Annotated in this window: 24 protein-coding genes; 12 read left to right on the forward strand and 12 right to left on the reverse strand. The window is 53.5% G+C overall.

Going from position 1 to position 23683, the window contains the following annotated elements; translation table 11 throughout:
• Positions 1-6 precede the first annotated feature (6 nt).
• From CMUST_RS01215 to CMUST_RS01260, 10 genes are all read left to right on the forward strand, one after another.
• Positions 7-873, forward strand: coding sequence for a phage tail domain-containing protein (locus CMUST_RS01215; protein WP_047260986.1), 867 nt, complete (start codon positions 7-9; stop codon positions 871-873).
• Positions 874-879: 6 nt separating this feature from the next.
• The gene (locus CMUST_RS01220; RefSeq protein WP_047260987.1) at positions 880-2520 is read left to right on the forward strand and encodes a Gp37-like protein; all 1641 of its coding nucleotides are present in this window, start codon (positions 880-882) and stop codon (positions 2518-2520) included.
• Positions 2521-2919, forward strand: a complete 399-nt coding sequence (locus CMUST_RS01225) for a phage gene 29 protein family protein (protein WP_047260988.1) — start codon at positions 2521-2523, stop codon at positions 2917-2919.
• Positions 2916-4763 (forward strand): hypothetical protein, encoded by a 1848-nt coding sequence (locus CMUST_RS01230; RefSeq protein WP_047260989.1) that lies wholly within the window; start codon positions 2916-2918, stop codon positions 4761-4763. The genes CMUST_RS01225 and CMUST_RS01230 overlap by 4 nt, the downstream gene beginning before the upstream one ends.
• 3 nt (positions 4764-4766) lie before the next feature.
• Positions 4767-6503: a hypothetical protein gene (locus CMUST_RS01235; protein WP_047260990.1), complete on the forward strand. Its 1737-nt coding sequence runs from the start codon at positions 4767-4769 to the stop codon at positions 6501-6503.
• Positions 6504-6514: 11 nt separating this feature from the next.
• Complete coding sequence (locus CMUST_RS01240) at positions 6515-6928, forward strand: hypothetical protein (RefSeq protein WP_047260991.1); 414 nt, start codon at positions 6515-6517, stop codon at positions 6926-6928.
• A 67-nt stretch (positions 6929-6995) separates the two neighbouring features.
• A complete protein-coding gene (locus CMUST_RS01245) occupies positions 6996-8324 on the forward strand; it encodes a GH25 family lysozyme (protein ID WP_236690137.1) in 1329 nt (442 codons plus the stop codon).
• Between the two features lies 1 nt (position 8325).
• Positions 8326-8754, forward strand: coding sequence for a hypothetical protein (locus CMUST_RS01250; protein WP_047260993.1), 429 nt, complete (start codon positions 8326-8328; stop codon positions 8752-8754).
• Positions 8755-8764: 10 nt separating this feature from the next.
• Positions 8765-9205 carry a hypothetical protein gene (locus CMUST_RS01255; protein ID WP_047260994.1) on the forward strand — a complete coding sequence of 147 codons (441 nt, stop codon included), beginning with the start codon at positions 8765-8767 and terminating at the stop codon, positions 9203-9205.
• The gene (locus tag CMUST_RS01260; protein ID WP_047260995.1) at positions 9198-9548 is read left to right on the forward strand and encodes a hypothetical protein; all 351 of its coding nucleotides are present in this window, start codon (positions 9198-9200) and stop codon (positions 9546-9548) included. The genes CMUST_RS01255 and CMUST_RS01260 overlap by 8 nt, the downstream gene beginning before the upstream one ends.
• A 517-nt stretch (positions 9549-10065) precedes the next feature.
• On the opposite strand, the gene CMUST_RS01265 is transcribed toward CMUST_RS01260, so the two are convergent.
• On the reverse strand, positions 10066-10488 hold the full coding sequence (locus tag CMUST_RS01265; protein ID WP_047260996.1) for a GNAT family N-acetyltransferase: 423 nt from the start codon (positions 10486-10488) through the stop codon (positions 10066-10068).
• A 295-nt stretch (positions 10489-10783) separates the two neighbouring features.
• Between CMUST_RS01265 and CMUST_RS01270 the strand changes: the two genes are divergently transcribed.
• Positions 10784-11953, forward strand: coding sequence for an AAA family ATPase (locus CMUST_RS01270; protein ID WP_047260997.1), 1170 nt, complete (start codon positions 10784-10786; stop codon positions 11951-11953).
• Positions 11954-12021: 68 nt separating this feature from the next.
• Here the strand turns inward: CMUST_RS01270 and CMUST_RS01275 are convergent, their stop codons facing one another.
• Positions 12022-12591 (reverse strand): hypothetical protein, encoded by a 570-nt coding sequence (locus tag CMUST_RS01275; protein WP_047260998.1) that lies wholly within the window; start codon positions 12589-12591, stop codon positions 12022-12024.
• A gap of 289 nt (positions 12592-12880) precedes the next feature.
• Between CMUST_RS01275 and CMUST_RS01280 the strand changes: the two genes are divergently transcribed.
• The gene (locus tag CMUST_RS01280; protein ID WP_047263260.1) at positions 12881-13819 is read left to right on the forward strand and encodes a GDP-mannose 4,6-dehydratase; all 939 of its coding nucleotides are present in this window, start codon (positions 12881-12883) and stop codon (positions 13817-13819) included.
• 50 nt (positions 13820-13869) lie between these two features.
• Here the strand turns inward: CMUST_RS01280 and CMUST_RS01285 are convergent, their stop codons facing one another.
• The 10 genes from CMUST_RS01285 to rfbB all read right to left on the reverse strand — a co-directional run bounded on the left by CMUST_RS01285 (position 13870) and on the right by rfbB (position 23667).
• Positions 13870-14658 carry a hypothetical protein gene (locus tag CMUST_RS01285; protein ID WP_047260999.1) on the reverse strand — a complete coding sequence of 263 codons (789 nt, stop codon included), beginning with the start codon at positions 14656-14658 and terminating at the stop codon, positions 13870-13872.
• A 135-nt stretch (positions 14659-14793) separates the two neighbouring features.
• The gene (locus CMUST_RS01290; RefSeq protein WP_047261000.1) at positions 14794-16434 is read right to left on the reverse strand and encodes an AMP-binding protein; all 1641 of its coding nucleotides are present in this window, start codon (positions 16432-16434) and stop codon (positions 14794-14796) included.
• 99 nt (positions 16435-16533) lie between these two features.
• Positions 16534-17418 carry a cytochrome c biogenesis CcdA family protein gene (locus CMUST_RS01295; protein WP_047261001.1) on the reverse strand — a complete coding sequence of 295 codons (885 nt, stop codon included), beginning with the start codon at positions 17416-17418 and terminating at the stop codon, positions 16534-16536.
• An 18-nt stretch (positions 17419-17436) separates the two neighbouring features.
• Positions 17437-18297: a DsbA family protein gene (locus CMUST_RS01300; RefSeq protein WP_047261002.1), complete on the reverse strand. Its 861-nt coding sequence runs from the start codon at positions 18295-18297 to the stop codon at positions 17437-17439.
• Between the two features lie 55 nt (positions 18298-18352).
• Positions 18353-18703, reverse strand: coding sequence for a DUF2304 domain-containing protein (locus CMUST_RS01305; protein ID WP_047261003.1), 351 nt, complete (start codon positions 18701-18703; stop codon positions 18353-18355).
• A 5-nt stretch (positions 18704-18708) separates the two neighbouring features.
• Positions 18709-19485, reverse strand: coding sequence for a glycosyltransferase family 2 protein (locus tag CMUST_RS01310; protein WP_083987384.1), 777 nt, complete (start codon positions 19483-19485; stop codon positions 18709-18711).
• A 32-nt stretch (positions 19486-19517) separates the two neighbouring features.
• A complete protein-coding gene (locus CMUST_RS01315) occupies positions 19518-20333 on the reverse strand; it encodes a glycosyltransferase (RefSeq protein WP_047261004.1) in 816 nt (271 codons plus the stop codon).
• A 10-nt stretch (positions 20334-20343) separates the two neighbouring features.
• Entirely contained in the window at positions 20344-21204 is an 861-nt protein-coding gene (gene rfbA, locus CMUST_RS01320; RefSeq protein WP_047261005.1) for a glucose-1-phosphate thymidylyltransferase RfbA, read from the reverse strand.
• Positions 21205-21210: 6 nt separating this feature from the next.
• Positions 21211-22638: a sugar nucleotide-binding protein gene (locus CMUST_RS01325; RefSeq protein ID WP_047261006.1), complete on the reverse strand. Its 1428-nt coding sequence runs from the start codon at positions 22636-22638 to the stop codon at positions 21211-21213.
• 36 nt (positions 22639-22674) lie between these two features.
• Entirely contained in the window at positions 22675-23667 is a 993-nt protein-coding gene (gene rfbB / locus CMUST_RS01330) for a dTDP-glucose 4,6-dehydratase (RefSeq protein ID WP_047263262.1), read from the reverse strand.
• Positions 23668-23683 lie beyond the last annotated feature (16 nt).

Consider the following 23683-nt stretch of genomic DNA (forward strand, 5'->3'; position numbering starts at 1 on the left):
GGAGGCATGATGGAACTAACTCCCGCAAATATCCAAATAATCGGCGTCGATGGCCAAAAATGGAATGTCTCTGGCGAGCTGATGGGGCTGGAAGGAGTGGAACTGGACGTCTCTCCGGAGGGGCTACACAGCGAAGCTCCGTTCAAAACCATCTGGCAGCAAAGCGCATACCAAGAGGGCGCAACCTACCTGGGAAACACCATCGAACCGTTAGACCTGGTAATGGGATTCAACATCTACGGAGACGAGGGGCGCAGCTGGGAATATGTTGAGGAACGATTTTTTAACAGCTTTTCCCCAGAGGAACCAGCAACGATCGTCTACACAAGCGCATCTGGGCGCCGGACTCTCGACGTTACCCTTCTGGAGAAAACAAAAACCGCCGTTAAAAATGACCCACGCCTGATGGAATACTCCAAAATGGTGCTTACCCTTCGGGCAGCCTTCCCCTTCTGGAAAGGAGAAACCCGGACAAATACTGTGATGTTTCCATCGGGATCGGGCACCAATACCGTCACAGTACACAACCCAACTGACCGCCCACTATATCTGCAGTGGGCTTGTACCGCGCCGGGGCGATGGACACTCCCAGACTATTCCTTTAAACGGGATGCACAATCAGAAAGAAAGATCACGACCCCTACTCTCACCGAGGGGCAAGATCTGACAATTGACACATATCCACGCACTGAGACCTACACCGCAGCAGATGGGTCGAATATCGCAGGCCGATTCTTCGGCGTGGATTTTCTCCACCCTGTACCTCCGCGTACCCCACCAACAGAGCTACCTGTGTCAGTGGAAAACGGAGGGGCCAATGCGGAGGTAATGGTGCGAATGGTCGAATACTGGAAACGCCCACACGGAGGTTAATCCGCTATGACAACTCGCACTCAAGAAATCTGGGAACAAGGGCAACGCCAGCGAGACGAACGAAAACGCCAGCGCCTAACCCCCGGACTGATCCGTATATGGGATGGTGACTGGAATTATCGTGCGACGATCACCGATGCAATCGAGTCGTCATTCCAGTGGAAACTCAACGACACCGGACACGGCATAGTTACCCTGCCCATAGATAACCCCACTGGCAAGTGGATCATGGACTACCGCAACCGCCAAAAGAAAAACATCCATATCACCATGGACAAAGACGGCGCCAGGTGGTCCGGCAGACTCAAAACAGCGAAGATCACAAAGACCCCCGCAGGGCAACGGTATTACGAGCTGGAGGTTCTCCATGACTACGAGGAACTAAAGCACGTCTACATCTGGCCGAACCCGTTCCTCCCCGACGTACTACAGTTTCCCCGCGCCTATGTCCTCATGGGTCCAACGATATGGGTACTCAAAACCGCGCTCATGATGAACCTGTGGCGTCTAACCGGAACGGCATGGAAATTCCCAGACGACCCTATGGAGGCACGGCAATGGATAAAAGCATTCCAGCCGCAACAATGGTCGATGCTCGTCAAACCCGATAAGGTTTTCGGCGATGACACCAGCCCATGGACAGTCATCAGCGCCAGGATGAAGACGTTCCATGAGCTGGCCGCCCCAAAACTAGCTGATGCCCATCTCATGGTCACATGCACCAGATACCTAGAAGGCGATCCTGACCCCTGGGAAGGCCACAAATGCAGACATGGAGCACTAATCTTCGACATCGTCGATAAATCCGGCTGGTGGACACCCACCGGAACGGCAACAAGTGGAAACATTTTTCACGGGCTCGTGCGCACAATCCAAGAAGTCGTCGGCAAGGTCGATACGACTCACGCGATCACCGCCGCGCCGGGTGAGGTTGCGGAGTATACGAAACCTAATTTTCTATCGACAGTGGTGGGTGCACCATATGTGGTGTATCGCGAAGGCAAGATTACAGGTATTGAGTCCAGTAGCTTTTCGTGGGCTCCAGCGACTACGGTGCAGGCAATCTGTGGCGGGCATTCTGCGTATGGGGTGAATGAGGCGATATCGGCTGCAGTCCAGTTTGCTGGAAATGCGTTGGGAACGATGGTTCTTTTACCCACTGCGGGCACAATTGCTGATACGCTTTTGCAGCCGATTTATGCAGATACTATCGCGGCGTGGAACACGTGGAAGTCTCAGCAACGTGCACGGGAGTTGGGATGGTCTCATTATTATGAGACTTTTTCGGAAGGTGCGGATAAGGCATATACGTTCTCATCAATCACCGCGTTACGGAAAGCTTTTTGGGATACTCGCGAAAAAGTCTCACATCGGCTAGTCATCGCCGATGGCGCTCCGTGGTTCGTGGGCGAAAACGGTAAGGGGCACTTCTTTTTAGGAGACCGGATTGGGGCTACGATCGTCGGGTTGCCCGAGGACCAGATCGTGGTGGAGCAGGTATCCGAGCTGAAGTATGTAACCTCGCGTGATAGCCGCGGGTGGGAAATCATCTGTGGTGATAAAGAAAGTCAAGAGTCGCCGCTGGAAAACACTATTAGACGCGTTCGTAATGCGATGGGCGCTATTCATGATTTGGGGGTTGTGTAAATGGGAAACATTCCATTGCAGCAAGACTGCGATATGAATGATCCTGATGAGCATGCGTTGTGGGCGTTAGTTGGTCTTGCAGGCCCTACTGCGCATGCGCCGTTGGTGCTCCCGCCACAGGTATTACGGAAATGGAGTAGGCGTATGTGGGAGTGTGGATTCAGGCATAATCCGGAGTTGCAGGAAATTAAGTATGTTCCTCCGCCTCTGGATACCAACTGGGTGTTGGGTGCTGCTGGTCAATGGGTGGGGATTGATACTCCTTTACCAGCTGAGATTACGGCGCCAGATACAAGTCATCTAACTGATGAGGAAAAACGAGTGCTGCTAGCTCGGTTGGTTAACGAGTTGAATCCAAATGATCTGGTTGATGGTGATCGGGCGGAGGTGCATGAATGAGCCAATTTGAGCTACTAGGTGGTGAGGATCCCCGCGAGGGAGCTGAAAACGATAAGGCGAAAAGCCAAATCGTACATGGTAGAGATGTAGTCAAATCTTTTAATACTGGTTTGACTGTTGATTCTTTGAAGTCGCGGATCCGTGCTGAGCATGAATTACCTTGGCTATCGTCGAATGGGTCGTTGTGGCAACGTTTTCGGTCCATATTTGCTGATATTGGCAACGCTATTCGTGGTGTTTTTACCAACCCGTTTAATTCGTATGCGTCGTCAGAGATCCGTGGTATCGCATCGGCAGTGCAAGAACCTCTAGGTGACATCCGTGACTCGGTTACCCACGCTGGGGAGCGCATGCGGCAGTTGGACGAAAAGGTCCAGCAAACCCAGCAGCAGCAAACGCAGATTACCGAGACGATGGGCAATATCGTCAGGGACAACACCAAAAATGCGGCAGCGATTACCGAAGCTCGAACCGCTGCAGAGAAGGCATTGGAGGGGTTATCCACCCGGTTAGATATCGACGCTGAGTTAATGCAGACTGGTGCTGACGGCAAGCCGGAGTGGGCTAAGGGCTTCACGCGCGTTACTCACCCTGATTGGGGTGTGGCATATGAGGCGCGAACGAAGATGGTCGAGCTGAGTCCTCACCATCCGATCAAGGGGAAGCTGGTAGAGGTCTCTGACAAAATTGATTACCGCGTGCGTATTGAGTATGACTGCCACTATGCAGGTGAGGATCCGGCACGTCAGTTGAACATTTTTGGTTTGATGTGGGTTACAGATACCGGCCACGCAGCTATCGATTCGGCAGCGCCTATTACGCGGTTCCCAGGTGAAGAAGGACATAGATACGTTGCAGGTTTTGCCGTCGTCCCTGGACTTGTGATCGGTAAGCATGTCACCGAAGTTGCTGTCCGGTTTAAACGTGGGGTGAAAAAGGTGAGCCTGTATGCCGTTGGGTTGGATCTTAATTTCACAGATGGGGATCAAACGCCATTTGTGCAGATCAAACAGATCACATGTAACCCGATGGTGCCCACTCAATATGACGTTGATAAAGCCCAGAATAATTCGATTATGGCGCTGGAAAAAGCACAAGCGCACGACCTGGAGTTTCAGAAACAAACGCTGCGGTGGCAGCAGTCTCAAACTGAGATCACCCGTAATCAACAAGATCAGATCTGGACAACGTTCGATATTCTGGAAATGATGCGGCTAACGCAACCCCGCATGTTTTTCTTTGATGCGTATGTTGATGGTGCGTGGAAAACTTATGACACGCCATACTTCAAAATCGACTTCACCCAAGATAATGACGGGCCGTACATCACATACAAGGGAATGTTTAAAGGATTCGCGCTTGTGCGTGTGTCCATGACAAACGGCGCCCTTGACGAATTTGGCAACAACATTGCTAATGCAAGCGGCCGGTTATTTAAAAACGCTCGTGGCGCTGGTCATATTTCCTGCCGGTCGGCCGTCGTACAGCTATATGTGTACTCACTAAGTCGAGCCGTCCGAGTTGTACAAAACCGGCAGCGAGAATGGGAAATACAACCAGGCACACTGACGGGGTACACGTGGGACACTGCTGTGACTGAAACAAGCCTGACTCGTCACATGGGCAAGTCACCCGCAGGCGAGCCTTTTATAAGGTTGCGCACACATGCTTTCTGCAACAGTGTCGTCACTGGTGAGGACGGGAAAACATATAACGCCTATGAAATGATTCCGCCGCAACGGATACCGCTGAAACCTACATACGGCGCGCTGCATTTTTATGAGTACTCCGAAGCACAATCGGAAAACCGTTTATACGGTCCATCGACACCAATCAAGGAGTAAAAGTTGGTTAATCTTCACTTCCGGCTAGCCGATATCACGGGGAAATCAGAGCCTGGCGACTATGTTGTCTTGTGGCCACCACGCACCCGCCAGTCTGTTGTTAATCTGCGGATGGTTCATACAGCGCCGATCCGGCTATATCTCGTAAACGGCTACGCATCCATCGTCGTCGAGCCGGGGCCGCTGAGAGTGGAACTGCGCTGCCGGAACATCGTAGACGGCGGTCCGTTCGACGTAACCGTCCCGGATGCCAGCGATGCAGATTTCTCACAGCTAATCGGTGCAACACTGACATACACACCAGCCGAAATTTCAGCTGTACAAAAGTCAGCGATCCGCGCCGAGAAGGCGGCCGCAGCAGCTGCCCGAGTCGAGGAGAAAACCACTGCCGTCAATGAAATCCTCACCCGAGCACAAGGATACATAGACCAGATAACTGTGGAATTCGATGGCGTCCGCGATGCCGCCGCAGCTGCTAGACGAAGCGAGCAAGAATCTCAACGCTATGAGCGGCTGGCCGCAGCTCATGCATCAATGGTTCCACCTCAAGGACCACCCGGGCGACCTGGCGCGAAAGGCGATCGAGGCGAACAAGGCCCACCAGGGCCGCAAGGTGCACCAGGAAACAATGGCGCGCCGGGTTCTCGTGGTGAGCAGGGACCACCGGGTCCGGCTCCTACTATTCGTATTGGCTCGGTGACCTCCGCGTCGTCAGCGGGCGCGAGTCTAACGGGCGGGAACGGTTCGTATACGTTGAATCTCGTGTTACCACAGGGGGCTAGAGGTCCTGCGGGACCTGCTGGTTCTGCAATGAATACCGAGAATTTTGTGCAAAAGTCTGAAGCTTCAGAGAACATAACACCAAGCGCGATAGTTAAGCGGAATGCGCAGGGAAAAATCCTTGTTGACTCAAATCCAACGAGTGAGTTTCATGCGGCTAGTAGGGGCTATGTAGATCGGATTGCTGGCGGTAAAGCTGACACTGCGCATAGGCATAATTTTTCTGAAATCACTTTCCCGATGGACAAAGTGGTTTTAGGCTATGGTGCTGCAGCATCATCTCCGGTGTCTGTTGCTGTTGGCGTGCGAGCATCGACAGTGAATGGTTATACAGTGGCTGTTGGTGACACAGCTGCAGCATCAGGGGCGTCGTCTATGGCGGTGGGAGCTTCGGCTAAAGCGACTCATAGTAAATCAATGGCTGTAGGAACTCTAGCTGAAGCCAAAGATTCATATGCCACGGCGTTGGGATGTAATGCTAGAGCTATTCATAACCGATCCGTTGCTGTCGGTTATTATGCGACCACGACAGCCGCTAATCAGATCATGCTTGGCACATCATCTGAAGTGGTCACTATCCCCGGAACAATTGAAATCCCTACCCCCACAAGGGCTAATCATGCTGCTACTAGAGGATACGTGGATGGAAAAGCGGATCAGGAACCGGTTAATGTGGCCGTTACCAACGTTAAACAGTCGGGAAAGATGACGGTCACCCGGTCTGGGCGTGTAGTGGAAGTCGTCATTAAAGATGCAGCAGATGGAAACATCGCATCCATACCAAACCCTCATTACCCCAATGGATCAGTTAATCGTATTTTTGCGGCAGTGGATACATATAACACGACCTACCCAGCGCATGTAGAGGTTACTTCGGGAGGATCAGTGATTGCTCGGGGTAGCCGGAGCGGGGCGAAAATTTCCACAACTTTTACGTATCTAGCAGACAACCCAGCGTAGGAAGGAAAACCATGGAGCTGGACACAATCAAAACAAACATTGAGAAACTGTCAACAAAAGAACTCACCGAGCTTCTCAACTGGCTGTTCCCGTATCACGAGGCGCGCCTAAACCATGATCGATATGCACCAGAAGCTGAGGCGGCGGCTATTAAACAGCTGCAGGAGGATGGGAAACTCGAAATGCCCGACGCGCTGAAAACCCCGCCACGGGATGTGGAGGACGCACCCGAATGGCAAAACCCGGTGCAAGGCGGGCGGACTCATCTGCACCAGTGTTACCACTCTGGTGACATCATCCAACACGATGGGCGTTTGTGGAAATCCGTATATCCACACCTCAATCACGAGGTACCTGGTGCGTCTGATCTATGGGTGCAGATCGAGCCCGCTGCGGCAGAAGAGCCCTCGGAGCACACCGAGTAAAACAAGCATCAAGAAAGTTTTAACCCCGGCAGTTGCGCTGGGGTTTTGTTATTGAAAGGAGGAAAATGTGTCAACTGTTATGCCGGTAAAGCGTGGTTTTGAGGTTACGAGTAGCTTCGGCCCACGCTGGGGCACGATTCATTACGGTACTGATTTTGGTCGCCCAGGTGGTTGTGGTGGCGAACCTGTCTTTGCGATACGCGCAGGCACTGTGACGAATGCTGGTCCAGCATCCGGTTTTGGTCGATGGGTATGCGTCGATCATCCTGCTGAGGTGGGTGGGGGTCTAAGCGTCTATGGGCATGTTGTGCCTGAGGTGCGTGTAGGCCAGCGTGTTGAAGCGGGTCAGCGTATAGCGCACATCGATCCCAATAAGGCTACAAACGGTGGTGTGGATCCTCATCTACATCTGGAATTTCACCGCTATGTGTGGTCACCTCCGGGGCCAAACCGGCTGGATCCCATGACAATCCTGAGGGGTGCTCCTTGGCCAGATGGCGCTCCGCCTACGACTGAACCTAAGGGTGGAACGATTTTTGGCGTTGATATATCTGAACACCAGGATGGTATGCCGTTAACGCGGGCTGCTGAGGAAGGGATACAGTTTGCCATCGTCCGTACTACGGATGGGACATACAAAGATCGAACGTATCGCAGTCACGTTGATGATGGGCGAGGGGCTGGTTTGGTACTGGCGGCGTATCACTATCTGCGTAATCCCTCGGAGGGCACAACGATTCGTCAGCAGGTGGATGCGTCTCTTGCGGTTATGGGTGAGCATCACAGATTGCCGATGTGGCTGGATTGTGAGACTGATGCAGGACTCCATCCTGACCATATTCGCGAAGCTAAGCGGTTGTTTGAAGATGCTGGTATTCGCGTAATCGGTTGCTATTCATATGTCCCGTGGTGGGAAGGCCGGATTGCTGGAGGTGAGCCGGATTCACACGAGTTTGGGGCGTTTTGGGTTGCTGCATATGGGCGTAATCCGTATGGCGCACCACGTGTAATTTACCCCGGTGACAACCATGCACAGTGGTCGTACCCGTTGGGTAACCAATTGCCGATTATCTGGCAGTTTGGTTCAAATGCTTCGGTGGCAGGTCGAAGCGTAGATATCAATGCATTCAAAGGGAATGTTGATCAACTCCGGGCGTTGTTTACCGGAGAGAAACCACGAGAGGAAAACATAATGCTAGGTATTACTCGAGAGATTCTCGACATTGTAAAAGACATTCGCGCGCAGTTACGGGGCCCGGAGCTGAAGGGGTGGCTGCAGCTTGGACAGAACGCGAAGGGTCAGTTTCTTACCCTCGTTGATGCTGTATCAGCGCTGCGGAAAGACATTGCTCATCTGACAGATGAAGTTAAAAATCTAAAGAAGGAAGGGAAGTAAAATGAAGTCTCAGAATTGGTTGCAACCGTGGGTGATCCGCAAGATGATCTACGGCGCAGGCCTTGTCATCGGTGCGATTCTCGTTGGTGTGGGCTTGGTTTCTGCAGAAACCGTGGAGAGCGCGCTTTCGAATGTTGAGGGTTTTATCACCCCACTGATCCTTATGATCATTTCGGGAATTGCGGCGAAGAAAACATCAATATTGTCGGATCAACCAGCTGATGCTGCGGTGCAGACTGCGGCCACTGTAGCGGCAAACGCTGCAGTAAATGAAGTGGTTGCCGCTGCGGAGGCGGTTCAGGCAAATGTAGAACAACTCGGTGATCAGATCGCATCTGCGTTGGCGCCGAAAGAGTCTGCTTCGTGGACGCAATTAGGGGCGGAGCGTGAACCTGAGTTGCCGGTCTATGATCTGGAGACCACTAACTAGGGAGGCTCGTATGCCTATCGATAAGTTACCTAGCAGGATTCAGCCTGCTGCTTATCGAGTTCGCTCAGCTGCAATGACGGACGGGACGGCACTTCTGATCGTTGGTCTTATGGGGGTTGCTAGGGGAGTTTCTTCTTTGGCAACGCCTCTATATATTCACCCGGCTGAGATGTGGCTCGATAACGAAATATGGGTGGTGACATGGCTAACCATAGGCATTATGAATGTGGTTTCGGCGGCATGCCCAGCCAGTAGATTTGCTCGGATTTCTTTTGGTCTGATTGTGGGATTGAACGTCCTTTGGGGGCTATCCTTCGCCGCTGCTAGCGTGCTGGATCATGTTAATTTGTGGGCTAGCGCGATCAACCACTGGGGAATCTCGGCTTTAGTAATGTGGTCGATTTGGCGAGGGAGTCGCCGTCATGTGCGTCTGGAGGTTTCGCATGAGTGATTTGATGAGTTTCCTCACCTCGCCCCATGGGCTTTTAATCGCGATAATCACAGCTGCATCCAGCTGGTTAGCAACGCGACAAAAAGCTAAGTCGGACAAAGATATTAGCCGAGGTCCCGAGTGGGATAATTTTTCGCAGCGCCAGAAGGAAATGATGGATGATCTACGATCGGAAATTGATAAGCTGCGGCAACTGTACGCGCAATTGGAGCAAAAGTTTCATGATGCGCAGGATCGATATTGGGCGGCAGTTAATCATATTCGGGACGTCCATCTGCATAATCCACATGTGCGGAAAAATCATCCTCCGCCACCTGCGATTGCAGATGATGTGAAACTCTGACTAGACCCCTCATCCTCAGCCATGCTTTACAAGGTTGGGGATGAGGGGTTCTTTTTGTTTTTGTAGCCTGGACACATTAGTTCGAATGCTAGATTATGTGCAATTGCGTGTACTTGAACTGGAAATGACTGAGTAAATTCTTGACCGAGCGGAGACCGAGCAAGCGTAACAAATTCCCTGGTAGATGCTCATTACGTTTTGCCTCGTAATGAAAAGGTCAGGGGTTCGATTCCCCTAGGCGGCTCCACCAAAACACCTGCTAAAACATGCTTTTAGCGGGTGTTTTTCTCACCAAGCCGCACTCGCAAGTTGTTGCAGGTTGTTGCTTCTTACACGGAACGCAGACGGAACAGAGACGGAATGGCAGTATGTGTTTCCCAGCGCAGAAAGTCATCTCAAGTACTCTCCCAACCATCAAGCCTTACGCACAAATTTTTTAACGGATTTCGGCCCGTGGAGTCGTCGAAAAGCGAAAAATCCTAGGCGCACGGTGTCGCCAGTCGCGGCCTTTCACCGGCTACCCGTTGAACCGAATGAACGCCCGCGTCTCGAAACCGGTGAAATCCCGGGATTCAGTGAACCCCATAGCCTCGTAGAATGCGCGCTGGTAGGGGTGGTCGTCGGTAAGCAAAACGTGTTGGCGACAGTGCATAAACGGCGCGAAGGCGTGTTGAAAAAGTTGTGTGCCGACACCGTGGCGTTGCGCGGTGGGCTTGACCAGTATGTCTTGGAGGTATGCGATCACTTCGCCATCGCCGACGATGCGGGCTAGGCCGACAAGTTCGTCGTCTTGGTATGCGCATACGACGAAGCGGGAACCGGCCAGCGCCCGCATGAGTTGCGCGGGGTCTTTGGTGTAGGCCGTCCAGCCCACCGAGTCGTACAGCGCAACCGCCTCAGCTTGGGTTGGGAGATGGTTGGGGCGGATTGTAAGTCCCATGGGATTTCCTTTGATCGGGGAGTGGGGCGCGGAGGTGAGGAACGAAAAACGCCGTGGGTAGTGATTGTTTGGCAACAATGTTACGGGAGTGCGGCAGGTGGCGCATCGATAATGCTAACGTGTCGGTGCTAGCCAGTGAAGGCGCTGCTGAGCCGGTGGACGGTCGGGGTTTATTGTGGCCTTAGGCACCCTAAAGAGGTGTTGTAGCGATCGCCGAACGAGGAGATACTTTGCGCAAGATGCTTTATACCTCTTTATAACTAGAATTTAGTTATAAAGAGGTATAAAGTGGGATATGCTAGAGGCCATGCAATTGAGTCCATACACTCCTGGTGTAATCGCGCGGCATTTATTCGGTCGAAGCAGCTACGTTGCCGAATTTGAGTTGAAGCTTCAGCAAATGCGAATGGCTTCCCGTTTAGAAGGTCGCATTGTTGCTTATGTGGGGCATCGAGGGGTGGGGAAAACATCGTTACTTCGCCATATGCAACAGAAAGCCCAAGATCTTGGCTTCGTGTCGGTGTGGATCACAGCAGGTGATGGAGCACTAGCCGATGAGGTTCTTAGCGGAATAGTTGCGAATGTTCACAACTGGCAGCAGCGATCAATCGATGCGTTTGCTGCGATGCTACGAAGTCTCGAACTGAGTGTGCATGGTGTGCATGTTAAGGTTCCAGAGGTTATCAGGCAGGAAGGTGAGCAGGTAGGGCGGGTGCTCCAAGCTGCGTTGATTAAGGCAGGAAAACTTGCAATCCAGGAGAAACGGTCGGGCATAGTTCTGTTTATCGATGAATTGCAGTCAGCGGATTTGGCGGGGATTCGTGGGCTAGCCTATACGTGGCAACATTTGCAAGCGGAAGCGCCAGAGCTGCCAATGATGGTGGTGGGGGCCGGTTTGGGACACACACCAGACGTGGTCACAGATGCGGTGAGTTTCGGTGAACGGTTCCAGTACGAGCGGTTAACAGACTTGACCAGAGCGGATTCGCTGCAAGCTCTTGTTCAGCCAGCGCGTGAGATGAACGTAGAGTGGGACCCACTAGCCCTTGGACTTGCGCTTGAAATGGCCAATGGTTATCCGTATTTTCTCCAGTTGATTGGTGACTATACGTGGAAAGAAGCGCGGTTTCCAGATCAAGGTGCAACACTTCACCTGGAACATACAGAGCGTGCTCAACAACCGTTCCGGGAGGAGCTCGCGCAGTTCTTTCGAGTTCGCTGGTCAAAGGTCACCGAAGCGGAAGGCCAGTTGCTTACCGCATTGGCTGAACTTGGTGGTGACAACGTGCCCCGAGCAGCGTTAGCGGAGAAAATGGGTGTGGACACGGCCACGCTAAGCATGGCGCGTAAATCGTTGATTGATAAAGGGATTATTGATTCACCTCGCTACGGACGGCTCAGTTTCACCGCGCCGGGCTTCGCAGAATATGTGAGACAAGAGCAGGGCGTTGAAGCTAAGAAGTGATACTAAAAATTAAGAGACAGGGGCGCCAACCGCAGAATGCGCAAACCCCGTCTCAGAGCCACCGTCTGTTAGTAATTATCGCTGTAGCAGGTGCCTACCCGCGTCCCGTCGATAGATAGGTCGGCAACCCAGCCTTCATCGAAATCTGCCGCGACCTCGGCCGGAATGATCGCCTGTTGTTTCTTCTCGGTAAGCGAAATGTCGGAGTCTAGTTCCACGGGATTGCCACCGAATTGTGTGTAGGTATTAGAAACTAACTGGCCAGCGTCGAACTTTAACATCCGGGCGGCACGCTTGGTTATCACGCCGAATGAAGTACTTCCGGTGCTAACATCGCCGGAATACTCCCAGGTGATTGTTTTCGTTCCTTCTGGCTGGTCGGTGCCACTGGCGTTAATCGTTGCACCGGTTAGTTTCACTGGGGACGCGCCGGGAGTGGATTCTTCGCAGGCGACTTTCACTTCCGGGGTTTCTTCAGCTGAGGTGGTTTCGGAAGCCGATGTGGTGGTTGTGGTGTTGCTAGCTGTGGTTGTGGCTGTGTTGCTGGTTGCCGTTGCATCTTTGGGTTCCTCAGAGCTACATGCGGTCAGACTGAGGCTGAGACTGAGTGTTAGTGCGAGCGCGACTTTAAGCTTCATCTTTTCTCCTAATTGGGGGTGCTGAAGTGATTGTAAGTTATGTTCTGACTTTAGTGCGGCTGTTAATGGACATATCTGGGACATTTGCTTAGTGCTTTTCGACGCGGCTCCGATTGCGTTGGGTTTTATGCTTACTGTGCTGATGAGTGTGCTCAAGTTGCGTGTTTTATAGGTATCTATGTGGTCGGTGCTTAAGGGATCGTGGTTGGCGTAGCGAATTATTGCGAAAACCTTGCAGTCTTGCTGTGTGGCAGCGCGGTTATTGCTATTGCGCTTGTACATTGAAATTATGAAAGCTTTAGTTACCGGCGGTGCTGGTTTTATTGGTTCCCATTTGGTTGATCTATTGGTCGCTGAGGGACATTCAGTCGTGGCGGTGGATAATCTCTCCCGAGGTCGGTTGGAGAATCTTGCTGCTGCGCTGGGCACCGGTGCGGTGGAGTTCATTGAAGCGGACTTATTGGAGTCGGATCTTGATGAGATAGTGAAGTCCACCCAGCCTGAAGTTATTTTCCATTTGGCTGCGCAGATTGATGTTCGCCATTCGGTGACTGATCCGTTGTTTGATGCGCATACGAATATTCTGGCGACGATTCGGTTGGCTGAGGCCGCACGAAAGTATGGTGTGCGCAAGATTGTGTTTACCTCCTCAGGCGGCTCTATTTATGGTGAGCCGAAGCAGTTCCCGGTGACCGAGGATGTGCCGGTTGATCCGCATTCGCCCTATGCTGCGTCGAAGGTATCGGGTGAGGTGTATCTGAATACGTATAGGCATTTGTATGGGGTGGAGTGTTCGCATATCGCGCCCGCTAATGTGTATGGGCCGAGGCAGGATCCGCATGGCGAAGCTGGGGTGGTGGCGATCTTCGCCCAGCGGTTGTTAGGCGCAGCACCGACGAAAGTGTTTGGGGCGGGGGAGAATACCCGGGATTATGTGTATGTTGGCGATGTGGTGCGGGCGTTTTACTTGGCGGCTGGCGATATCGGTGGCGGTATGCGGTTTAACATCGGGACCTCTGTTGAGACTTCTGATCGGCAGTTGCATAGTTTGGTGGCAGCTGCGGTGGGGGTCCCTGATGAACCGGACTTCGCACCCGCTCGGTTGGGGGACTTGCCGCGTTCGGCACTATCGTTTGCGCGCGCTGAGCGGGAATTAGGGTGGCGGCCGGAGGTGTCGTTGGAAGAAGGCATTGCACACACTGTGGCGTTCTTTAGGGATGCTGCCTAGCTTAAGAAGAACGGGGCCGGTTTACTTTTCCGGCCCCGTTTTCTTAGGGGTTAGCTGCTACGTGGGGTAAGTAGTTGCTGTATCTGTGGCAGGAAGGCGATGATTGCCGCGATAAAGGCCGTTACTGCGGTGACGATTCCAGCGATAATTCCAGCGTTGGGGCTGGTGGAAGTACCGGAGCTGCTGGGGGTGTTTGCTTTCGGGATGGTGCTGCGTCCTTCGATGCAGTTTTCGACAGCGGACAACAGGGAGCGGAATAATTCCGTTTGCACTGTGTTTTCGTGCGCTATGAGTGGGTATGCCGGGTTGGTTGGGGGAATGGCCGCTAACTCGGCGTTGATGAATTTCAGCGCGGTTTGAAATTCGCCTTGTGCTTTTTTGGCCTCGGCTTTGGTGAACTTCAGTTTTTGATTTCCGGTTCGCTCGATGCCGAGGAATTTGTAGTAATAGTCGATCTCGGATAGATCACTCTTGCTGTAGTTATAAAGTGCGCGAAGCCCTTCAGCAATTTCGGTGGGCTGCCGGTGGGGCAGGTGGGTGTGGGCCCAGTCTAGGACGGCAGGGGAGCCGGAGCTGGGGAGTGCGGCGTTTTCTTGTAGTTCGGCTTCGCTCAGCGTGCCGGTGGCGATGATGTCTGCGATTACTTTTTGGGCATCGGTGATGATTCGTTTACCGAGTGAGTCAATTTTGTCGTCTGCGAGGGTGAATATGCAGACATTTGACGTGCTATCGGCTTCGACGGTTGGGTTGAAGAGCCGACCGTACGCCTGTGCGGGTTGGGTGGATGTGATAAGGATGGCCGACATGAGTGTGGCGGCGATGAATTGTTTTCTTGGCACTAGAAGACCCTTTCAAGTGGCAGCAGAGTTCTTAAATATTAAGACTATAGTAAGAAAGGGTTAAGTGTTTAATGTGGTGGTGTGGTAGGGGTAGTGCTTTTCGACGTCGACAAGCATTCCCTACCGTCGGAAACGCTAGATTTGGGGCGGTACCAGCCGGGCGGGAACCACTTTCCCGGTTGGGTTGCGCGGTAGCGAGTCGACAAAATGCACGTCACGCGGAATCGAATGCTCCGCTAAATGGTTAGCTACCCACTGTTTGATGCTTTCCGCAGTAACGGATTTACCAGCGGCATCCTCGCTTCGGACGATCCATACCGCGATGCGTTTGAAGGTATCGGGGTCATCTACCCCGCCAGCGTACATGTCGGCGATGCCGGGCATTTCCTCCAAGACTTCCTCCACACTACGCGGATACACGTTTTCGCCACCAACGATAATCATGTCGTCGGCACGTCCAAGGACATAGAGGTATCCGTCGCTATCGAGGTAACCGCGATCCCCAATTTGTACCATGTGCCCATAGCGACGTACCGGGATTTTCGGATCGGTATAACCAGACAGGGTCACGGTGTTGTAGCAGAAAATTCTGCCCGGAGTGCCGGTTGGGCAGGGGAGATCGTTATCATCAAGAATGACTAAATCGGTGCCGGTGCATACTGGGCCAGCGGTGGCGCTGTGGGCGTTGATGTCCTCAATGCTTGCCACAGCAACAGCGGAGATTTCGGTGGAGCCGTAAAGGTTGCACAGGATTTTGCCGAAGCGTTCGTGCACTGCTTCGACTAGCCACGGCGACAGCGCATTGCCGGAGGAGAAAATGAATTTCAAGCTGGAACAGTCGTATTTCTCGTTGTCCTTGACGTTGACTATCTGTTTAAGGAAGATCGGCGAGGACAGCATGCCATCAAGTTTGTGCTCAGCAATATCCCGCAGGACCGCTTCGGCGTCGAAAAGCCTACGGGTAACGATCGTGCCCCGCATACCAAAGGTGATATTGAAACACGCCCAGCCCCACGCATGGAACATGGATGCGGTGACTTGTACTTTCATTCCGGCACGCCACGGTACCTTATTGAGGATGCCAGCAAGGACGGTTGGCATGAGCGGCTCGGGGCGCATGACGCCTTTGGGCACCCCGGTGGTCCCTGAACTCATGGTAACAATAGGACCATGCTTCGGGAACACTGGTAGTGAACCTGGAATATGGGTTTGCAGAATATCATCAAGGCTTTGGTATTGGGCGCTAGCCTCGGACTCCCGATGGGCAATGATGATCGGAATGTCGATCAGGTCGGTGTCGATGCGGGGGAGGAACTCCTCGTCGATGACTAAAACATTAACACCATCGCGTTGTATACAAGCGGTGAGTTGTTCTTTAGAGGAACCAATATTAAGCAAGTACACCGTGCCGCCCGCAAAGCCTTTTGCTGCCATGGGGTAGATGATGCCCCGGCCGTTACGTGCCATGATTCCCAGATGGAGGTTTTCTGGTTCCAATTGCCGCAAATAGCTGGCGATAATCCGGGAATTATTACGTAACTCGCGGTAGGTGAGTGCCCCGTTGTCGTCGATAAGCGCGGTGCGTTCCGGGCAAGCATAATATCCTTGCTCCACCTCCCGTGCGGTGGCAAAGCGGTACCGTGCCAAAATCGGCGCGGTGGCGGCTACTGCCTTGAGCCCTCCTTCGTGGGAAACGATCCCAGCGCGTAGCACCCCAGGAATAAAATCTTTTAACTGGGCAAGGGTATGGGTAAAACGGGTAAAGCGGAGGTTCATGAGGGCACGGTCTTTCACAGATGGTTAAAGTCAGTTGATAGCGATACTACAAAAGACCACCCTTGAAAGAAGAACCTCAAGGCCAACACCACAGGTGGTCTATTTGCTGTCGAAACTATCGGTTGCGCCAGCAGAAGAGTTACGAAGAATATGCGCTACCAAACCCCCAGCAATGGCAAGCCCAATGAAGATAGCAACCACTACGTCGCTTACCGGCCCGAACGTCACGAGCACCCACTCTTGGATACGTGCGTGACTGTCGACGCTAATAACCGACGGCAGCGTAGTACCGCCCCGGAAAAATAGAAATAACGCACCCACCAGGATCATGAGTCCACCAGAAAGCATTGACGTGGTGTGCAATCTAAGCGGGCCGAATTGCTGGGTCGAACCGCGCAGCGGCCGCCACTGTGAAACATTCCACTTATCCCAGACCAATGCCAACCCGAAAAGCGGCACGGTCATACCCAAACCATAAGCCGCCAGGATCAGTGCGCCGTATGCGGAGGCGGCGATTAGGTTTTCGCTACTGTTGCCACCAGCAGCGGTGATCGAACCACCACCCACCACAGCGGTGGTAAGCACCGCCCCTAGAAGCGGCCCGGTGCAAAAACCTGAGAACCCATATAACGCGCCGAGCAGAAACGTGGAACCACGTGAAGTGCCAGCCGGTGCCATGGTGGGGCCGATCCGAAACCCGCCGCCGAAGAACACGATGGCACCGAGGATGATAACAACAACTCCGCCAGCGGTGATCAGGGTATCGCGATACGTGGTGAAGAAACTGCCTACTATCCCGGCACCAACTCCAATGGGAACTAGAACAGAAGCTAGGCCAAGGAAAAACACTGTGGTGCGGGCAATAAGTTGGGTGGCAGTAGAAAACGCGTAGGCGAAAAACGCTGGCAATAATAACGCCGAGCAGGGGCTTAGCAGCGCCAATATGCCGCCGATAAACGCCCCCAAAATTCCGATGTCGATCACTAAAAAACCTTAAGGAGGTTAGTTTTTGGCGTTGGCTTTAATGAGTTCTTCGTCAATGATTTGCTTGAATACTTCATAGGGCTGCGCACCGTTAACAAATTGGGTGCCTACCAATGAGCCAGGGGTTCCAGTTAAACCAATCGCGGCGGCATAGTCGTGGGCATTGGTGACGGTTTCGGAATACGTGTCATCGGTGGCTTCGGCGCGGAACCGCTCCAAGTCCGGAACACCTGCCTGCTTAGCAAAATTCACGAAATCTTCAATGGTGTTTTCAGGGTGTCCGGAAACAGAAGCCGAGGCGGTAAATAGTGCGGTCTTGAATTCGTAGAATTTACCCTGGGCGGCCGCAGCGCGACCCGCCTTAGCTGCGGCTATGGCGTGGTCGCCGTTGATAGGGAAGTCATTCCACTCGATGCGCACCAAGCCCTTTTTGACGTAATCTTCCACGATATTTTTATATGCGGTGTTAGCATGCCGGGCACAAAATGGGCATTCGAAATCGGAGAATTCGGAAATAACAACCGGTGCGTCTATGGCGCCATAGGCAAATGGATCGGCTGCGTTACGACGATGCACGTTGAGGATATCAGCCTCCGATTTCACATCACCGTTGGAACCGAAAATTTTGGCGTCGATCTTTGCTGGGTCGCTTAACGGATCAATGGGAGCAGACCCAGCCGGTGCTGGGTCGCCGGTGGGTTTCGCCGTGGTGGTCTCTACTTGGCTAGGGGTGGCAGTGGTGCCACCGTGTGCCACCGCGGTGGGGTGCTCAGCGGAATTGTGCCCCACCACGTAACCGATCATGCCGGATACGGCGATCAGAACCGCAAATAGTGCCCAGATTGCAGGCGAAACGGATGAAAATTGGTTCTTTTTCATAAAAAGTTAAGGCTCCTGACAAAAAGTAGTTGCCTTATTGTAGCGATTATCCGTTTCAGAATTCATCTTCAGGCGTAATGGCATTTTGCAATGCGATGGCGCGCGCGAGCCGCGCGTAGCGCAATTCCTGTTCCCGGAACCGAATCCAAGTAGACAAAGTTGTAAAACCAAATGCCATGATGAGCACATATAACATCAGGTCGGTGCCCCGATCCACCCCGATGGTATTGGCTATGACGGTAACGTCATCCGGGCGTAGTACCGCCCAGATTGCCAGGATCACCAGTACGACGAAGCCGAGCTTCACCCCAGCCTTGGCGCGTGCTTTTCGACGATTGGTAAGGAAGTACAGCACCAAGAGCAGGGTGGTAATCAGCAGTAATAATTGCACGATGGTTGTTGTCATGATGATTAGATTCTCCTCGCCAACAGGCCATCGGCCAAGATATTAACGCCATTGATGAGGGATTGACCTTTGCTCATGGAATACTCCGTGTACAAAATATCCACAGGCTCTTCCGCAACCCGCCAACCCCGGTCGAGAATGTGGGATACGATTTCCGAGGCATGCGACATCCCGTTCATCCGAATATTCATCTCATCGGCCACCTTTTTGTTAAACACCCGCAGGCCATTATGGGCATCGGTGAGCCCCAGTTTGCGGGTGGTAACCGATAGCATGACCACGGTTTTGAGAACAATCCGTTTGAGCAGCGGCACTTGGTCATTGGCAGAACGTGGCCTGCCGAACCGGGTGCCGACGATGATGTCCAGGGGTTCGTTTCGCAGCCGGTGAAGCATCCGCACCACATCTTTGACTTGGTGCTGCCCATCGGCGTCGAAGGTGACGAAGTACTTCGCACCGGGTTGCGCCCGGGCGTATTCCACCCCGGTTTGAATTGCAGCACCCTGGCCGAGATTCACCGGATGATTGACTAAATGCGCGCCACCGGCGTGGATGCGGGCTGCGGAATCATCGCTGGAACCGTCGTTGACGGCGACGATATTGGGAAAAGTGGCGCGGGCGTTGTTGATAACGCCTTCGATAACTTGACCTTCGTTAAAGCACGGGATGATAAGCCAAGTGTCGTTAAAAGCATCTGCAGCACTGGTAGATGCGGCAGTAGCGTCAACAGCCGGAGTTGCAGCAGCTGCGGACTCCGGTGATGCAAGGGGGCGGTTATTCATAGTGAAAGCAGAGGTAAACAGGTAAGGAATTATTACTTGTTAAACAGTACAGAATATGCCCGTTTAAGCAAGGAGAATGGCAATAATCGATATAAACTGCGGATAAGGAAATTTGCTACCGCCCGGGGTTTGGAAATTAATCCATAACGCACCAGGTTATGTTGCATGGTTTTCTCCACTCGCCACATGCCACGCGCGGTGCGGCGGGCAAACTGATCATCGCTCACCCGAAAGTAGGTAAGCGGCTCGGCAATGTTATGAAATTGGTGGCCAGCAGCAAGCATTCGGGCGAACAAATCGTAGTCCTCCATGAAGTGAATATCGCGGTATCCACCTGCGTCTTTTACTGCACCGACTCGCATCATCACGCTGGGGTGATTAATGGGGTTATTAATCTTCATGTAGCGGGCGATTGCGGCGTGGGTCTCCGGCAACGACCGCACCGCATCGGTATCGCCGGGGGTGTGGGTAAATTCCGCCACGGCGCTGCCGATCACGTCAAGTTCCGGGCGGGAAGAGAAAAGCTGTAATTGGGTGGCAAAGCGATGCGGCGCGGCAATGTCGTCGGAATCTAACCGGGCGACGAATTCCGTGTCGATGCTGCTTAGCCCGGCGCGCAGCGCTGATCCAAGTCCTTGGTTGGTGGCCAGCGCTATACGACGACTGGACGTGTGCTGTGCAACGTGGTCGTCTAACACCTGGTAGAGCGCGGTGGAAAGCGGCCCGTCTTCAACGATGACGATGGCATCGGCGGGCCGGGTTTGCTCAACCAGGGATTGTAATGCGGCTTGAAGTTGTTCCGGGTTGGTTTTCTTATAGACGCTCATCAGGGCGGTTACAGTGGGCATATACGTCTTTCTACAGTACGTTGAGTAGGAGGTTTCCGTAGCCGGATTTTGCATACGGCCCGGTGGCTAACCTGGTCAAGTGATCGCGGTCGAGCCATCCTTGGTGGAAGGCGGCGACTTCCGGGGAGCCGATGACTTGCCCGGTTCGTTTTTGTAAGACTTCGACGTATGCTGCCGCTTCGCTCATGGAATCAAAGGTGCCGGTATCAAGCCACACATCACCCCGGCCGAGTTTGTGCACCTTGAGGGTACCGAGGTTGAGGTAGGCCTCGTTGACAGCGGTTATTTCCAATTCGCCGCGTGCGGAGGGTTGGATGCTATGGGCGATATCGACGACGGTGTTGTCGTAGAAATACAAACCGACTACCGCGTAGTTGGAGGTGGGGTGCTGGGGTTTTTCTTCGATTGATAGGGCGTTTCCTGCCGCATCGAAGTCGACTACCCCGTAGCGGCTGGGGTCGCTTACCTGGTAGGCGAATACTTTTCCACCGCTCACGTCGTCGATGGTGGATAGGGTGGTGGTGAATTGGGAGCCGTGGAAAATATTGTCGCCTAGAGCCAAGGCCACTGAGTCTGTGCCAATGAAGTCCGCACCGATAATGAATGCTTGGGCAAGCCCCTCGGGTTTGGGTTGGACTGCGTACTGTAATTGGATGCCGAATTGGGAGCCGTCGCCAAGGAGCCTGCGGAAATTGGCGTTGTCTTCTTCCGTGGTGATGATGAGGATGTCGTTAATACCCGCCTGGATGAGGGTGGACAGCGGGTAGAAGATCATCGGTTTGTCGTAGATTGGCATGAGTTGTTTGGATATGCCCATCGTGATGGGGTACAGCCGGGTGCCAGAACCCCCGGCTAGAATGATGCCCTTCATGTTCGATTACCGTTCCTTTTCACGCTGCGTGGCAACGTATGTGTCAAGACTTTCCCGCCACGAGGCTGGTTGAAACCCGGTGGCCTCGATTTTAGCCAAGCTAAGCGCGGAGTTCGCTGGCCGGGTGGCTACTGGTTGTGAACGGCCTGCTATGTATTCGGCGGTGCTGCACCTGGTAACCCTAGCCGGGTCGGCTCCGGCAAGGGTGAATACGTCTTCTGCTATGTCCGCCCAGCTCACCACATCGCCACTGCCGGTGACGTTGTAGATTCCAAACTCAGGTTCAGTTTCTAACAGGTGGGTCACTGCATGGGCCAGGTCGGTGCTAAACGTCAGTCGGCCGAATTGGTCGTCGACTACTGTCGGCTGCACCTGTGACCCCGCGAGGTTAAGCATGGTGGTGACGAAGTTTTTGCCCGAGCCGATCACCCAACTGGTGCGCAGAATATAGTGCTTCGCGGTGCCCATAACGGCGATGTCGCCTGCGGCTTTACTTGCGCCGTAGACGTTGAGCGGGGCACAGGCTGCGGTTTCGGTGTAAATATCTTTCGTGCCATCAAAGACATAGTCGGAGGAGAAATGGATAAGCGTGAGATTAAAGTCGGTGGCGAGCCTAGCTATGGTGGCAGCACCTAGCGCATTGGTGGCCCAGCAGTCTGACCGGTGGGTTTCGGCGGTGTCCACCTGGGTGTAGGCAGCCGCGTTAATGATGGTGTCGAACCTGGACCAGTCACAGAAATCGCGGATCGTTGAGTAATCGGCGGTGATGTCGAGTTCTGCCCGGGTAAAAACGTGTGCCGTCGGAAGCGCCTCGGCTAGGGCGGTGGCGACCTGACCACCGCCACCAATAATCGCAACCTGGTGTGGGGGAACCGCGGTAGCGTCGACAAGCAACGGGTGGTTACAGTCCGCATCAGATAACACGGCCTTATCCAGCGGGATCGGCCACGGAATGCCAAGCTGCGGATCCCCAAGATTCACGTGGCTATAGCTAGCATCAGGCGACCAATGCGCGGTGACCAGATAGCTGTAACTAGTGGGGCTTAATGCTTGGAAACCATTGGCCACCCCACGAGGAACGAAAACCGCAACGCTAGGGTCCATATTCAACCACACTGATTTACCAAAAGTCGGCGACCCGGCGCGCAGATCACACCACGCCGCGAAGACCTCACCGTAGGTGACGGAAACTAGTTTGTCCCACGGTTCCGCGTGCAACCCTCGGGTGACTCCGGCTTCGGCGTTAAAGGACACATTGTGTTGCACCGGGCGGAAGGCGCGAAGAGCTGGGGTTACGCCGCTAAGCTGGCTGATTTTCTGCCGCTGCCAGTTTTCTTTAAACCAGCCCCGGTGATCGCCGTGCACGCTAAGTGTAAGAATCTGAAGACCCGCGATAGCGGTGTCGGTTACTGTCAGTGGTGTGTTAAAGTCCATGAGTAAAAATCACCATACCTTTTCACCTATCTGCCCCTAGTGGCCGGTTTCGGCGTAGCGGGCTTCTACTTCTTGCTTTATCGGTAGCCACCAGTCGCGGTTGTTCTCATACCAGGCGATTGTTTCTTTTAGTCCTGCCCGCATGCCAGAATCGGTGTCGGTGAATGTCGGCTGCCACCCTAATTCGGTGCGCAGTTTCGTCGAATCCATGGCGTAGCGCATATCGTGGCCCGGCCGATCCGCCACGTGCTCATAGTCAGCCACCCCCATGATTTCGCAGATAAGCTCAATGACCTGCTTATTGCTGACATTGTCATTGTCGGCGCCGATGATATAGGTTTCTCCCACCACGCCCCGGTCGAGAATGACATGCACCGCATCGTTGTGGTCGTCGACGTGAATCCAATCCCGCACCTGCTCCCCGGTGCCGTAGAGTTTCGGCGGCAACCCCACTAGAACGTTGGTGATCTGGCGCGGAATGAACTTCTCAATGTGCTGGTAGGGGCCGTAGTTATTGGAACAATTAGAAATCGTGGCCGGGATATTGAAACTGCGTACCCAGGCGCGCACCAGATGGTCGCTGCCCGCCTTAGTTGCCGAATACGGCGACGACGGATTGTAGGCGGTGTGTTCGGTAAACCGATTGGGGTCATCAAGGCTCAAATCGCCGAATACCTCGTCGGTGGAAATATGGTGCAGCCGGGTGCCGTGGGCGCGCACCGCCTCCAGAAGAGAGTAGGTGCCGATGATATTGCTATGGACAAACGGCCACGGATTGACAAGCGAATTATCGTTATGCGACTCGGCGGCAAAATGCACCACCACGTCCGCGCCACGCACCAGCGGATTGATAACCTGCGGGTCTGCTATATCTGCCTCGACAAACCGCAGATCTAATCCGCTGAGGTTGTCTTTTCGCCCAGCGTAGGTGAGCTTATCCACCACGGTGATTTCGTATTCGGGGCGGGTTTCTAACGTGCGGCGGACGAAATTGGTGCCGATAAACCCAGCACCGCCGGTGACAAGCATCTTCATAATGCTAAAA

This window comes from Corynebacterium mustelae, assembly GCF_001020985.1.
Taxonomy (GTDB): Bacteria; Actinomycetota; Actinomycetes; order Mycobacteriales; family Mycobacteriaceae; genus Corynebacterium; species Corynebacterium mustelae.